At 67.7% G+C, this 13,226-nt stretch carries 12 protein-coding genes; 2 read left to right on the top strand and 10 right to left on the bottom strand.

Annotated elements, in window-relative coordinates; all coding sequences use genetic code 11:
- Positions 1-23: 23 nt before the first annotated feature.
- The 7 genes from KXJ60_RS07195 to KXJ60_RS07165 form a co-directional block, all read right to left on the bottom strand.
- Positions 24-1,379 (bottom strand): TolC family outer membrane protein, encoded by a 1,356-nt coding sequence (locus KXJ60_RS07195; RefSeq protein WP_291125726.1) that lies wholly within the window; start codon positions 1,377-1,379, stop codon positions 24-26.
- 177 nt (positions 1,380-1,556) lie between these two features.
- Positions 1,557-1,907 carry a rhodanese-like domain-containing protein gene (locus KXJ60_RS07190; protein WP_291125723.1) on the bottom strand — a complete coding sequence of 117 codons (351 nt, stop codon included), beginning with the start codon at positions 1,905-1,907 and terminating at the stop codon, positions 1,557-1,559.
- Positions 1,908-1,921: 14 nt separating this feature from the next.
- A complete protein-coding gene (locus KXJ60_RS07185) occupies positions 1,922-2,635 on the bottom strand; it encodes a protein-L-isoaspartate O-methyltransferase (protein ID WP_291125720.1) in 714 nt (237 codons plus the stop codon).
- A gap of 50 nt (positions 2,636-2,685) precedes the next feature.
- A complete protein-coding gene (locus KXJ60_RS07180; RefSeq protein WP_291125717.1) occupies positions 2,686-5,865 on the bottom strand; it encodes an efflux RND transporter permease subunit in 3,180 nt (1,059 codons plus the stop codon).
- 21 nt (positions 5,866-5,886) lie between these two features.
- A complete protein-coding gene (locus tag KXJ60_RS07175) occupies positions 5,887-7,032 on the bottom strand; it encodes an efflux RND transporter periplasmic adaptor subunit (protein WP_291125714.1) in 1,146 nt (381 codons plus the stop codon).
- A gap of 6 nt (positions 7,033-7,038) precedes the next feature.
- The gene (locus tag KXJ60_RS07170) at positions 7,039-7,719 is read right to left on the bottom strand and encodes a TetR/AcrR family transcriptional regulator (RefSeq protein ID WP_291125711.1); all 681 of its coding nucleotides are present in this window, start codon (positions 7,717-7,719) and stop codon (positions 7,039-7,041) included.
- Positions 7,720-7,809: 90 nt separating this feature from the next.
- Positions 7,810-8,994, bottom strand: a complete 1,185-nt coding sequence (locus tag KXJ60_RS07165; protein WP_291125708.1) for an acyl-CoA dehydrogenase — start codon at positions 8,992-8,994, stop codon at positions 7,810-7,812.
- A gap of 102 nt (positions 8,995-9,096) precedes the next feature.
- Here KXJ60_RS07165 and KXJ60_RS07160 point away from each other — a divergent pair, with 102 nt between their 5' ends.
- Positions 9,097-9,987, top strand: coding sequence for a LysR family transcriptional regulator (locus tag KXJ60_RS07160; protein WP_291125706.1), 891 nt, complete (start codon positions 9,097-9,099; stop codon positions 9,985-9,987).
- Between the two features lie 63 nt (positions 9,988-10,050).
- Entirely contained in the window at positions 10,051-10,587 is a 537-nt protein-coding gene (msrA, locus tag KXJ60_RS07155) for a peptide-methionine (S)-S-oxide reductase MsrA (RefSeq protein ID WP_291125704.1), read from the top strand.
- 63 nt (positions 10,588-10,650) lie between these two features.
- On the opposite strand, the gene KXJ60_RS07150 is transcribed toward msrA, so the two are convergent.
- The 3 genes from KXJ60_RS07150 to KXJ60_RS07140 form a co-directional block, all read right to left on the bottom strand.
- Positions 10,651-11,202 (bottom strand): fasciclin domain-containing protein, encoded by a 552-nt coding sequence (locus KXJ60_RS07150; RefSeq protein ID WP_291125702.1) that lies wholly within the window; start codon positions 11,200-11,202, stop codon positions 10,651-10,653.
- A 99-nt stretch (positions 11,203-11,301) separates the two neighbouring features.
- Positions 11,302-12,186 carry an EamA family transporter gene (locus tag KXJ60_RS07145; protein WP_291125700.1) on the bottom strand — a complete coding sequence of 295 codons (885 nt, stop codon included), beginning with the start codon at positions 12,184-12,186 and terminating at the stop codon, positions 11,302-11,304.
- A gap of 69 nt (positions 12,187-12,255) precedes the next feature.
- On the bottom strand, positions 12,256-13,221 hold the full coding sequence (locus KXJ60_RS07140) for a metal ABC transporter substrate-binding protein (RefSeq protein WP_291125697.1): 966 nt from the start codon (positions 13,219-13,221) through the stop codon (positions 12,256-12,258).
- Between the last annotated feature and the right edge of the window lie 5 nt (positions 13,222-13,226).

Raw genomic sequence — 13,226 nt, 5'->3', positions numbered from 1 at the left:
TTGCCGGTCGAGTGTAGCGGAGCTCACTTCACCAGCAGGGCATCGATGGGCTGCAAATCTTCGGGCAGCAAGGCGCCGCTGGCCTGGCGCAGGCGCAGGCTGCTGAGCAGCACGTTGTAGCGCGCCTGGGCGAGGTCGCGCTTGGTCTGGAAGAGCTGGCTTTGCGCGTTGAGCACGTCGATGTTGATGCGCACACCCACCTGGTAGCCCAGCCGGTTGGCGTCCAGCGCGCTCTGGCTGGAGGCCTCGGCCGCCTGCAGCGCACGCACCTGGCCCTGGCCAGAGACCACGCCCAGGTAGGCGCTGCGGGTGGAGAGGTCGACGCCGCGGCGTGCGGCTTCGAGGTCGGAGCGGGCTTTGTCCTGCAGCGCCAGCGTTTCCTTGATGCGGTTCTGCACGGCAAAGCCGGCGAACAGCGGCAGGTTGAACTGCACGCCCACGCTGGCGCTGTTGGTGCGCACGTTGCCGGCGGTGGGCAGTGTGGTCGACGGGCCGCGCGCCACCTGGTACTGGCCGACCAGGTCGAGCGTGGGCTTGTGCCCGGCTTCGGCCTTGCTGGTTTCGAGCTGCGCGATTTCCAGGTTGCGCGTGGCCTGCAGGATGGTGGGGTGCGTGCCCACGTTGCGGTCCACCCAGGCCTGTGGGTCGGCGGGCAGCAGCTCGGGCAGGGCCACGGGGGCGGCCAGGGGGCGGGGCGCCACGGCGGAGCGACCCACCAGCTGGTCCAGCGCCAGCTGTTTGACGCGCAGGTCGTTTTCGGCGGCGATCTCGCGCGCCAGCACCAGGTCGAACTGCGCCTGCGCTTCGCGCGAGTCGGTGATGGTGGTGGTGCCGACCTCGAAGTTGCGCTTGGCGGCAGCGAGCTGCTCGGCCACGGCGGTCTTTTGCGCGCGCACGAACGCGAGCGTGTCCTGCGCAGCCAGCACGTCAAAGTAGGCCTGCGAGGTGCGCACGATGAGGTCTTGCTCGGCCAGCGTCAGGCGGGCCTTTGCAATGTCCATGGTGAGCGTGGCCTGGTCGTTGGTCAGCTTGTTGACCGGGCGGTACAGCGGCTGGCTGGCCGAGAGCGTGGTGCTCTGGCTGTCGTTGGTGCCGCCGAAGCCGCCGTTGTTGACCTCGCGCCGCGCCCAGCTGGCGGCTGCGGCCAGGCCCGCCTGGGGCAGCAGGCCCGCGCGCGCCTGCGCGGCCTGGGCCAGGCTGGCGTCGTACTGCGAGCGCGCGGCGAGGTAGGTCGCGTCAAAGCCACGCGCCGCCTCGTACAGCTCCACCAGGCTTTGCGCCTGCGCGCTGGTGGCCAGCGAACCCAGCGCCAGCACCACCGCCAGCAGACACCGGGGACGGTTGGCAGACGATTTGCGAGCAGACGAAGCGGCATTCATGCGGTGTTCCTTGGAGCGGGACGGTGCGAGGAGGTGGAGGGGCAGATGCGAGAGGGCAAGCGCGCCAGGGGCATCCAGGGTCCGGCTACGCCGGCCCGAGATGCCGTCCCCCCTCGAAGCGCCGAAGGCGCGCCACAGAGGGGGGAAGCCGCAAAGCGGCGCAGGGGGGTGTTCATCTCAATACATCGGCACGCCGGGGTCGCGTTCCTGCGACCAGGCGTGGATGCCGCCGTGGATGTTCACGACGTGGGTGAAGCCCTGGCTCTCCAGAAACTGCACCACCTGGGCGCTGCGCGCGCCGTGGTGGCAGAGGCAGGCAATGGGCTGGTGGCGGTCGAGTTCGAGCAGGCGCGCGGGCACGGTGCGCATGGGCATGGCGCGCAGCTCGAAGCCGTCGGGTTTGACCGACGCCGTCTGCAGCTCCCACGGCTCGCGCACGTCCAGCACCACCGGCAGGGCCTGCGGTGCGGCGGGGTCGGTGGCCTGTTGCAGCCAGTCCTGGAGTTGGGCGGGGGTGATGGAGTTCATGGGGTGTTGCCTGCTCAGAACCGGAAGCTGGAGGGCGCGGGGAAGTTCAGCAGACGCGGCGCCACGGTGTCCCAGGGCTGTGCGGTCTGGAAGGCCGCGTCGCCCGTGCGGGTGACGATGGTGGCGCGCATCATGGGCTCGAAGCCGACGATGGCCGCCAGCCGCCCACCGGGTGCGAGCAGGCTCAGCAGCGCGGACGGCACCTCGGCCACCGAGCCGCTGAGCACGATGGCATCGAACGGGCCTTCGGTGGCGCAGGCGGCGAAGCCGTTGGCGGCGGCATCGGCGTGGCGCACATCGGCGTTGGTGATGCCGGCTTTCTGCAGGTTGTTGCGCGCCACGCGGGCCAGCGCTTCGTCGACTTCGATCGTGACCACGCGCTGCGCCAGGCTGGCGAGCAGGGCGGCCATGTGGCCGCTGCCGGTGCCCACTTCCAGCACCTTGTCGGTGGCCTGGAGCTGCAGGTCCTGCACCAGCCGCGCCTCGACCTTGGGCGCCAGCATGGCCTGGCCTTCGACCATCGGCAGGCTCAGGGGCAGCTCCATGTCGGCAAAGGCCAGCGCCTTGTGCGCGGCGGGCACGAAGTCTTCGCGGTGCACGCGCTCCAGCAGGGCCAGCACGCGGGCGTCGAGCACTTCCCACGGGCGGATCTGCTGCTCGATCATGTTGAAGCGGGCCTGGCTCAGGCCGGTGAGGGCGGTTGTCTGGGGGGCGGTGGCAGTGGTCATGGCGTCGGCTCGGTGGAACGGTGATGCAAGGGGCGGAGAACCGCGAGATTTTACGGAGTGGGGCCTGCCGGGGCGGCGGGTGAGGGTGCCAGACCCAGCCGGCGGCGGAACCAGCCGGCGAGGTCGTCCAGGTAGCAATACACCACCGGCACCACCACCAGCGTGAGCAGCGAAGAGGTGATGACGCCGCCGATGACGGCCTGGCCCATCGGCGCGCGCTGCTCGGAGCCTTCGGTGAGGGCAAACGCCAGCGGCACCATGCCGAAGACCATGGCCAGCGTGGTCATGAGGATGGGTCGCAGCCGCACCTTGGCCGCCAGCAGCAGGGCGCTCTCGCGGTCCAGCGGCGGGCCGCCGGCGCGGCCTTCGCGGGCGCGGATGGCGAAGTCCACCAGCAGAATCGCGTTTTTGGTCACCAGGCCCATCAGCAGCACGATGCCGATGACCGAGAACATGCTCATGCTCGAGCCGAACATGAGCAGCGTGAGCACCACGCCAATGAGGGTGAGCGGCAGCGAGGTCATGAGCGCCAGCGGCTGCAGGAAGCTCTGGAACTGGCTGGCCAGGATCATGTAAATGAAGATGATCGCCAGCGCCAGCGCCGACAGCGCGTAGCCAAACGACTCCTGCATGTTTTTGGTGGAGCCGCCGAACTCGTAGCGGTAACCCGGCGGGAAGGCGATGGTGTCGAGCACCTGCCGGATCTCGCCCGACACCTCGCCCGGCGAGCGGCCGTACACGTTGGCGTTGATCGACACCTCGCGGTTGAGGTTGCGGCGGTTGATCTGGTTGGGGCCGGTGGCGTCCACCACGTCGGCCACCTGGCCCAGGCGCACCACGCGCGCCGTGCCGTCGGCCTGGGTGCCCACCACAAAAGGCAGTTGCTCCAGGTCGCTGGCGCGCTCGCGGCCGCTGGGTGCCAGGCGCACGTTGACGTCGTAGCTCTGGCCGTCGGCCGCGCGCCAGTTGCCCACCGTGGTGCCGGCCACCAGCGTGCGCAGGCTGGCGCCCACCGCGGCCACGCTCACGCCGGCGTCGGAGGCCAGGTCGCGTTTCATCTTCACGTCCACCGTGGGCTTGTTGGGCTTGACGCTCGCATCCAGGTCCACCAGCCCGACGATGGGGCGGATGCGCTCCGTCACGATTTGCGACAGGCGTTCGAGCTCGGCGAGGTCATCGCCCTGCAGCGAGAACTCCACCTGCTTGTTGCCGCCCACGGCATCGAGCAGGCCCACGTGCGTCACGGTGATGCCGGGCACGCTGCGCAGCCGCTCGCGCAGCCGCGCCGACATGTCCGAGGCGCTCAGCGTGCGCTCCTTGCGGTCCACCAGGCGCACATAAATGCTGGCGTACATCGTGCCCTGGGCGTTGCCGGTGTTGATGGTGGACAGCGTGTACTTCACCTCGGGGAAGCTGCGCAAGATGCCTTCGACCTCGCGCGTTTTTGCCTCGGTCGCATTGAGCGACGAACCCACCGGCGTGTGAAAGCTCAGCGAGGTTTCCGAGAAGTCGGCCACCGGCACGAATTCCGTGCCCAGCAGCGGCACCACGAACAGGCTGCCCACGAAAGTGGCCAGCGCCAGGCCGAGCGTGGCGAGCTTGTGCTTGAGCGACCAGCGCAGCGTGCCCTGGTAGGTGTCGCTCAGGTCGTCCTGCACGCGGTCAAACCAGCCAGTGACGCGGCCAATGGTGCGGTCGTAGAGCGTTCGGGGTCCAGTGGACCTGCCGTGCTTCTCGATTTCGGGGTCGTGCCATACCGACGACAGCATCGGGTCGAGCGTGAAGCTCACGAACATCGAGATGAGCACCGCCGCCACCATGGTGATGCCGAACTCGTGAAAGAACTTGCCGATGATGCCGCCCATGAAGCCGATGGGCAGGAACACCGCCACGATGGACAAGGTGGTGGCCAGCACCGCCAGGCCGATCTCCTGTGTGCCGTCCATGGCGGCGTTGAACGGCGTCTTGCCCATCTGCACGTGCCGAACGATGTTCTCCCGCACCACGATGGCATCGTCGATCAGCAGGCCCACCGACAGCGTGAGCGCCATCAACGTGATCATGTTGATGGTGAACCCGAAGAGGTTCATGAAGAAGAAGGTGCCGATGAGTGCAATGGGCAGCGTGAGGCCCGTGATCACGGTGGAGCGCCACGAATTCAGGAACAGGAAGACGATGAGCACGGTGAGCACCGCACCTTCTATGAGCGTGCGGCGCACGTTCTCGACCGAGACGCGGATCGGGCGCGACCCGTCGGCAATCTGCTCCAGCCGCATGCCCGGCGGCAGCTCGGCGCCCAATGCGGCCACGGCGGCCTTCAGGCCATCGGTCACCGCGATGGTGTTTTCGTCCTGCGCCTTCTGCACCTGCAGCAGCAGCGTGCGCTGCCCGTTGTAGAGCGCCAGGCTCTCCACTTCCTGCGTGCCGTCGCTCACGCGCGCCACCTGGCCCAGCCGCACCGCCTGGCCACCGCGCCGCGCCACGATGATGTTTTCGAAATCTTTCGGGTTCTGCAGCCGCGAAAGCACCTGCACCACGCGCTCGGCTTCGCCCGTCTTGAGCGTGCCCACCGGCAGGTCCTGGTTTTCGTTGCGCACGGCGGCGTTGATCTGCTCGGTGGTCACGCCCAGCGCTTCCATCGCCGAGGGATCGAGGTCGATGTTCACGGCGCGGCGCGTGGCGCCCACCAGCGTCACCGAGCCCACGCCGCGCACGTTCTCCAGCCGTTTCTTGAACACCTGCTCGGCCCAGGTCGTGAGCTCCACCGCGCTCGGTGTCTTGCCATCCACCGCTTGCGGAATCACCGCCACCGACCAGATCGAGCGGCTGGCCGGGTCAAAGCGCAGGACGCGCGGCTCTTCCACTTCGTCGCGGAACACGGGGCGCAGGATGGCGATCTTCTCGCGCACGTCTTCGGCCGCCTTGCGCCCGTCCACCGTGAGCTGGAATTCAATGATGACGATGGCCTGGCCTTCGAAGCTGCGCGAGGTGAGCGTGTTCACACCCGCGATCGCATTGACCGCTTCCTCCACCTTCTTCGTGACCTCGGACTCGACGATTTCGGGCGAAGCGCCCGGATACGCCACCTGGACCACCACCACGGGGAAGTCGATGTTGGGGAACTGGTCGACCTGCAGGCGCTGGAAGGAAAACAGCCCCAGCACCACGAAGGCGACCATCACCATGGTGGCGAAGACCGGGTTGCGCAGCGAGACCTGGGTGAACCACATGGTGTTGTTGCCGCTGAGCCGTCAGTTCGATGCCTGGCGCACGGCGGTGCCGTCGCGGATCGCGCCGACCTGCGCGCTCAGCACCAGCGTGCCCGCGGGCAGTCCCTTGACTTCGCGCATCGGCTCGTTGCCTTGCAGACCGGTGGCGCCGCCTTCGAGCGTGACGTGTGCCACCTTGCCGTCGCGCAGCACCTGCACGTAGGGCTGCGGCTTGTCGTTGCGCACCGACGACGCGGGCACCGCCACCGCGTTGACCTGCCCCGTGACGATCTGCCCCTGCGCAAACAGGCCCTGGCGCATACCCGCCGTGGCTGGCACGCGCAGGTACACCAGCACGCTGCGGCTGCCCGGCTGCACGCTGGGGTTGATGCGCGAGACCGTGGCCTGCACCGGCTCGCTGAGGCCTTCCACGCGCAGGCGCGCCGACTGGCCCACTTTCACCGGCACCGCATCGCCCGGCGCGACCGCCGCTTCCATCTCGAAGCTGGAGAGGTCGACCACGTCGAACACGCGCGTGTCCACGCCCACGCGCTCACCGTTCTGCACCAGCCGTGCGGCGATCTGGCCGCTCAGGGGCGAGCGCAGGGTGGTGTCGGCCAGCGCCTTGCGGGCGATGTCCAGCGCGGCCAGTGCCGCCTGGTGGGTGGCTTCGGCGCCGGCGAGATTGGCGGTGGACGTTTCGAGCGCGGTGGCCGATATGAAGCCCTGGCGCACCAGCGCCTGGTTGTTGTCCAGCGTGCGCCGCGCAATCGCCACCTGCGAAGCCGCGGATTCCGCCTGGCGCGCGGCCTGGCGCACGCGGGCGTCGGCCTCGGTGCTGTCGATGCGGGCGACCACTTCACCGGCCTTTACCGTGTCGCCTTCGCGCTTGGACAGTCCCTGAATTTCACCCGCCGTGCGCGCCTTGATGGCCGCCGTCTGCAGTGCCTCGACCGAACCCGAAATGCCCACGGTCTGCGTGAGGTCGATGGCTTGTGCGGTGACCACGTCGCGGGGCGACAGCGCGTACACCGGCGTGGTCTTGAGCGCCTCCGCTGCGGTGCGCGCCGTCTCGGCGCGGGTCTTGCGCTTGTCCAATGCGCGCAGCAGGCCCAGGCCGAGCGCGATCACCAGCAGAACCAGCAGCAGCCATTTGATCCAGGTGGAGCGCGAGCGTGTGGCGTTCATGGCGGTTCAGGCGGTGGGGCCGGGCACGAGCATGCCGCGCAGCAGCAGGTCGACCTGGTTGTCGATGAAGCCGATGGGATCGATCACTTCGGTGGCGGGGCAGCAGGGCGCCATCGAGTGTTTCCACATCAGCAGAAAGATCATGGGTGCGATCAGGCTGTAGACCGCGTATTCGAGCGACAGGGGGCGGAACTCACCCCGGTCCATGCCGCGCTGCAGGATGCGGCGGATCAGGTCGTGGCCGGGTTCGATCACTTCCTGCTGGTAGAAGGCCGCGATCTCGGGGAACATGCCGGCCTCGCTCATCACCAGCTTGGTGATGCCGGAGGCCGGCGTCATGCCCACGCGCTCCCACCAGGTGTGCAGGCAGTAGCGCACCAGCTCGGCGCTGTCGCCGCTGAACTGCGCCAGCTCCTCGTTCCACTCCGGAAAGCGGCCGGCGATGTTTTCGCGCACGACGGCCTTGAAGAGTTCTTCCTTGCTCGGGAAGTACAGGAAGAGCGTGCCTTTGGAGACGCCTGCGCGGGCGGCGACTTCTTCCACCCGCGTGGCGGCAAAGCCCTTCTCGACGAAGAGCTGCAGGGCGGCGTCCAGCAGCTCGCCGGGGCGCGCTTCCTTGCGCCGCGCGCGGCGCTGGCGCGGCTCGGCGTCGGAATCTGGAGGGGCCAGAGGGCGGGAGGCAGGCATGGGGAAACGGTTAATGACCGGTGGGTTAGTAATGTAACCCACCCCCGCTGCCCGGCACACGTCCCCAGCCCGTGTGCCCGACCCTTTCGCTCAGTTGAACGCGGCAATCCCCGTGATCGCCCGGCCCAGGATCAGCGCGTGCACGTCGTGCGTGCCCTCGTAGGTGTTCACCACCTCCAGGTTCACCAGGTGGCGCGCCACGCCGAACTCGTCGCTGATGCCGTTGCCGCCCATCATGTCGCGCGCCAGGCGGGCCACGTCCAGCGCCTTGCCGCAGCTGTTGCGCTTGAGGATGGAGGTGATTTCCACCGCGGCGGTGCCTTCGTCCTTCATGCGGCCCAGGCGCAGGCAGCCTTGCAGGCCCAGGCTGATCTCGGTGAGCATGTCGGCCAGCTTTTTCTGGATCAGTTGGTTGGCCGCGAGCGGGCGGCCAAACTGCTGGCGGTCCATGACGTACTGGCGGGCGCGGAAGTAGCAGTCTTCGGCCGCGCCCAGCGCGCCCCAGGCAATGCCGTAGCGCGCGCTGTTGAGGCAGGTGAACGGGCCCTTGAGGCCGCGCACCTCGGGGAAGGCGTTTTCTTCGGGGCAGAACACGCCGTCCATGACGATCTCGCCCGTGATGGATGCGCGCAGCCCCACCTTGCTGTGAATGGCCGGGGCACTCAGGCCTTTCATGCCTTTTTCCAGGATGAAGCCACGGATCGCGCCTTCGTCGTCCTTCGCCCAGACCACGAACACGTCGGCGATCGGGCTATTGGTGATCCACATCTTGGCGCCAGACAAGCTGTAGCCGCCAGCCACCTTCTTGGCGCGCGTGACCATGCTGCCGGGGTCGGAGCCGTGGTTGGGTTCGGTCAGGCCAAAGCAGCCGATCCACTCGCCGGTGGCGAGCTTGGGCAGGTACTTCTGCTTTTGCGCTTCGCTGCCGAATTCGTTGATGGGCACCATCACCAGCGAGCTCTGCACGCTCATCATCGAGCGGTAGCCGGAGTCCACGCGCTCCACTTCGCGCGCCACGAGGCCGTAGCACACGTAGTTCAGGCCGCTGCCGCCGTAGGCTTCGGGGATGGTCGGGCCGAGCAGGCCGAGTTCGCCCATCTCGCGGAAGATGCCCACGTCGGTCTTCTCGTGGCGGAAGGCCTCGGTCACGCGCGGGAGCAGTTTTTCCTGGCAGTAGCTGTGGGCGGCGTCGCGCACCTGGCGCTCGTCGTCGGTGAGTTGGGCGTCGAGGTGGAAGGGGTCTTCCCAGCTGAAGCGGGCTTTGGCGGTGCTCATGGTGTTGTCTCCGGGGTTCGGGGTGGCGATGCGCGATTGTCCGTGGCGCATGAATACCTGTCTAATATCGTTGGTGTATTCACCCATATAAATTTCAGATTCATGGAATTCCGCCACCTGCGCTATTTCCTCGTGCTGGCCGAGGAGCTGCATTTTGGCCGGGCGGCCCAGCGCCTGGCCATCACGCAGCCGCCGCTCTCGCTCAACATCCAGCAGCTCGAAGCGTCGGTGGGCGCGCAGCTGTTCACGCGCAACAGCCGGGGCGTGCAGCTCACGGCGGCGGGGCAGGCGTTCGTGCCGGCGGCGCGCGCGCTGCTCGATCAGGCGGGCCACGCCGCGCGCGAGGCACGCGAGGTGGCGCAGGGCCTGGTGGGCAGTTTGCAGATCGGCTTTGCGGGCACCGTGCTGTACCGGGGCTTGCCGCAGGTTCTGAAGGGATTTGCAGCGCAGCATCCGCGTTTGCGGCTGGTGCTGCGCGAGATGAGTTCGAGCGACCAGCTCATTGACCTCATGCACGAGCGGCTGGACCTGGGCTTTGTGCACACCACGCGTGTGCCGGCCGGGTTTTCGCAGATTCTGGTGTCCAGCCAGCCCTTCGTGGCCTGCCTGCCCGCTGGCCACACGCTGGCGCGGCGCCAGCGGCTGCCGGTGGCCAAGCTGCAGGGGGAGCCGTTTGCCATGGTCTCGCGCGCGGTCTCGCCCGACTACCACGAGCGCATCCTCGGGCTGTGTGCCGACGCCGGGTTTTCGCCGGAGATTCGCTACGAGCTGCGCCACTGGCTCAGCGTGGTGTCGATGGTGGCGCAAGGCCTCGGCGTGGCGCTCGTGCCGGCGGCGCTGCAGCAGGCCGGCTTGCCCGGTGCCGTGTTTGTGCCGCTGGCGGTGCAGACCCCGCCTTACGACACCCACTGCCTCTGGAAGACCGACAGAGACCAGGCCGCGCTGGGGGCTTTTCTCGACGCGGTGCGCGGGTTCGCGCAGCCGGTAGAGTGATGCGCTGTTGAAAGATTTCTGCGCGTGGAGCGACCAACGCAGGCAACAATCAAGGAGAAAACGATGAGCGACAAACAAGTGCTGGTGCTGGGCGGTGGCTGCTTCTGGTGCACCGAGTCGGTTTACAAGGAAGTGCAGGGCGTGACCGACGTGGAGTCGGGCTACAGCAACGGCCAGGTGAAACAGCCCACCTATGAGCAGGTGTGCACCGGCACCACCGGGCACAACGAGGTGGTGCGGCTGGAATACGACCCGGCATTGATCAGCACGCGCGAGATCCTGGAAATCTTCTTCGTGGTGCACGATGCAACCACGCTGAACCGCCAGGGCAACGACGTGGGCACGCAGTACCGCAGCGGCATCTACTTCACCACGCCCGAGCAGCAGCAGGTGGCGCAGGCGTTGATCGATGAGCTCACGAAAGACAACGCCTTTGGCAAACCGGTGGTCACCGAGCTGAAGGCGCTGGACAACTACTGGCCCGCCGAGGCCTACCACCAGGACTTCTTCGAGCGCAACCCGCACCAGGGCTACTGCATGGCGGTGGCTGCGCCCAAGGTGGCGAAGTTCCGCAAGACCTTCGCGCGGCTGGCCAAGTAACGCGCATAAAAAAACGGGCGGGCACCCGAAGAGGGTGTCCGCCCGTTGGCTTTGAAGCGCCGGTTACTTCGGCAACATCACCTTGTCGATGACGTGGATCACGCCGTTGGACTGGTACACGTCGGCGATGGAGACCGTGGCCACGCCGCCTTTTTCATCCGTCACGGTGACCTTGCCGCCAGCCGCCTTGGCCACCAGCGTGCCGCCGGCGGCGGTCTTCATCGAGGCCATGCCCTTGCCGTCGGCAATCAGCTTGGTGATGGCGGCGGCATCCAGCTTGCCGGGAACCACGTGGTAGGTCAGGATGCCGGTGAGCATGCCCTTGTTCTCAGGCTTGAGCAGGGTGTCCACCGTGCCGGCAGGCAGCGCAGCAAACGCGGCGTTGGTCGGTGCGAACACCGTGAACGGGCCCGGGCCCTTGAGCGTGTCGACCAGGCCCGCGGCCTTGACGGCGGCGACCAGCGTGGTGTGGTCCTTGGAGTTGACGGCGTTGTCGATGATGTCCTTGCTGGCGAGCATCGGCGCGCCGCCCACCATGACTTGCGCGAAAGCGCCAAGGGAGGCGGTGCCGATGGCCAGGGCCAGAACGGTCTTGCTGAGGGTCTGCTTGAACATGAAGTCTCCTTGAGGGTTGAAGCCGGAACGTGGCTGCAAGGAGATACGCGGCGCGACCCCGCACTGGATTCACCTCAGCGGAAATACCCCGCGAAACTGTCAGGGCATCGGCTGGCGCCGCCGGGATTGCCACAGCGGCCAGCAGACGATGACCGCCAGCCCCAGCAGCACCAGCGAGGCTGCCCCCAGCTTCCACTGCGGCAGCGATTCGCCCAGCGAGAGCGCCGAGGCGCCCATGCCAAACACCGGGATCAGCAGCGCCAGTGGCGTGACGGTGGCGGCCGGGTGGCGCGCCAGCAGCCAGTTCCAGACGCCATAGCCAAACAGCGTGTTGCCCACGGCCTGCCAGAGCACGCTCGCCCACACCAGGCCACTGGCGTTTTGCAAGCCGCTGGCCATGGCGTGCGGGCCCTCGATCAGCCAGGACAGCGCCAGCAGCGGCGGCACCGCGAACACGCTGCTCCACACCATGAAGTGCAGCATGTTCACCGGCCCGAGCGACTTGACCACCAGGTTGGCCAGCGACCAGAAAAAGGCGGCGCTCAACACCATTGCCATGCCCAGCAGCGTGACGGTGGCGTCCAGGTGCGTGGCGATCACGCCCAGGCCCGCCAGCGCCAGCAGCAGGCCCACCACCTGGAAGCCACGCACGCGCTCGCCCATGAGCCACAACGACAACCCGATGGTGAAGAACACCTGCAGCTGCACCACCAGCGAGGCCAGGCCCGGCGAAATGCTGCTGCGCATGGCCAGAAACAGCAGGCCGAATTGCCCCACGCCCAGCAGCACACCGAAGGCGGCGATCTTGCGCCAGGGCGCGGTGGGGCGGGGCACCAACAGCAGCCAGGGCAGCGCTGAGAACGCGAAGCGCAGCGCGGCAAAAAGAAACGGTGGCAGGCCATCCAGCCCCCAGCGGATCACCACGAAATTGGTGCCCCAGACGAACACGACCGACAGGGCCAGCAACAGGTGGGTCAGGGGCACGGCGTGTTCCGGGTGGCGAGGGGCCCGCAGTATAGCCACGGCCCCCGTGGCACACAGGCCTTGCCGCCGTTACTGGCCGCGCACGGCCCGGGTGAGCGCGAGCGTGTTGAAACGCATCATGTCGACGTAGGTGGCGGCCGGGCCACCCGGTGCAGACAGGGAGTCGGAGTACAGGGCGCCCGCCGGTTTCACGCCGGTTTCGCGCCCGATCTGCTCGATCAGGCGGGGGTCGGAAATGTTTTCCACAAACAGCGCCCGGATCTGGTCTTTGCGGATTTGCCGCACCAGCCGGGCCACGCCCTGGGCCGAGGCCTCGCTTTCGGTGCTCACGCCTTGCGGGGCCAGAAAGCGCACCGCGTGGTCGCGCGCGTAGTAGCCAAACGCGTCGTGCGAGGTGATCACCTTGCGTTGCGCGGCGGGAATGGACGCCCATGCTGCGCGAATCTCGGTATCGAGCGCGTTGAGCTGCGCCGTGTAGCTGACCGCGTTGCGGTCGTAGAGGTCGCAGCCGGCGGGGTCAGCACGGCACAGGCCTTGCGCGATGTTCTTCACGAACACCTTCGCGTTGCCCACGCTTTGCCAGGCATGGGGGTCGGTGTCGCCGTGGTCGTGCGCGCCGTGCGCATGCCCTTTCTTGTGGTCGTGGTCATCGTCTTCGGGTGCCTTGAGCGGCTGGATGCCTTTGCTCACCACCACCTGCTGGCCCTTGTAGCCCGCGGTCTTGAGCAGGCGGGCCATCCAGCCCTCAAAACCCAGGCCGTTGGAGAACACCACTTGCGCCTGGCCCACCAGGCGAGCCTGTGCCGGTGAAGGCTGGAACACGTGTGCGTCGCTGCCCGGACCCACCAGCACGTCGACCTTCACGCGCTCGCCGCCGACCTGGCGGACGAGGTCGCCCAGGACGCTGAAGCTGGCCACCGCCTGCACCGGGGTCTGTGCGTGCAAGGGCGACGTGAGACCACCCAGGCCGAGGGCGAGGGACAACGAGAGTGCCGTGCGGCGGCGCAATGGGGTACGAATGTGGGGGATTGGCATGGCAG

Source organism: Hydrogenophaga sp. (assembly GCF_019264445.1).
GTDB lineage: Bacteria > Pseudomonadota > Gammaproteobacteria > Burkholderiales > Burkholderiaceae_C > Hydrogenophaga.
Note: the sequence above shows the minus strand (reverse complement) of the source record. Positions and strands in the feature narration are given on the sequence as shown.

Bases quoted from the DNA above. Each gene is read 5' to 3' on its own strand.
- msrA (WP_291125704.1), top strand. From the start codon at position 10,051: ATGAGCGACAAACAAGTGCTGGTGCTGGGCGGTGGCTGCTTCTGGTGC.
- KXJ60_RS07160 (WP_291125706.1), top strand. From the start codon at position 9,097: ATGGAATTCCGCCACCTGCGCTATTTCCTCGTGCTGGCCGAGGAGCTG.
- KXJ60_RS07185 (WP_291125720.1), bottom strand. From the start codon at position 2,635: ATGACCACTGCCACCGCCCCCCAGACAACCGCCCTCACCGGCCTGAGC.
- KXJ60_RS07150 (WP_291125702.1), bottom strand. From the start codon at position 11,202: ATGTTCAAGCAGACCCTCAGCAAGACCGTTCTGGCCCTGGCCATCGGC.
- KXJ60_RS07195 (WP_291125726.1), bottom strand. From the start codon at position 1,379: ATGAATGCCGCTTCGTCTGCTCGCAAATCGTCTGCCAACCGTCCCCGG.
- KXJ60_RS07175 (WP_291125714.1), bottom strand. From the start codon at position 7,032: ATGAACGCCACACGCTCGCGCTCCACCTGGATCAAATGGCTGCTGCTG.
- KXJ60_RS07165 (WP_291125708.1), bottom strand. From the start codon at position 8,994: ATGAGCACCGCCAAAGCCCGCTTCAGCTGGGAAGACCCCTTCCACCTC.
- KXJ60_RS07170 (WP_291125711.1), bottom strand. From the start codon at position 7,719: ATGCCTGCCTCCCGCCCTCTGGCCCCTCCAGATTCCGACGCCGAGCCG.
- KXJ60_RS07180 (WP_291125717.1), bottom strand. From the start codon at position 5,865: ATGTGGTTCACCCAGGTCTCGCTGCGCAACCCGGTCTTCGCCACCATG.
- KXJ60_RS07140 (WP_291125697.1), bottom strand. From the start codon at position 13,221: ATGCCAATCCCCCACATTCGTACCCCATTGCGCCGCCGCACGGCACTC.
- KXJ60_RS07190 (WP_291125723.1), bottom strand. From the start codon at position 1,907: ATGAACTCCATCACCCCCGCCCAACTCCAGGACTGGCTGCAACAGGCC.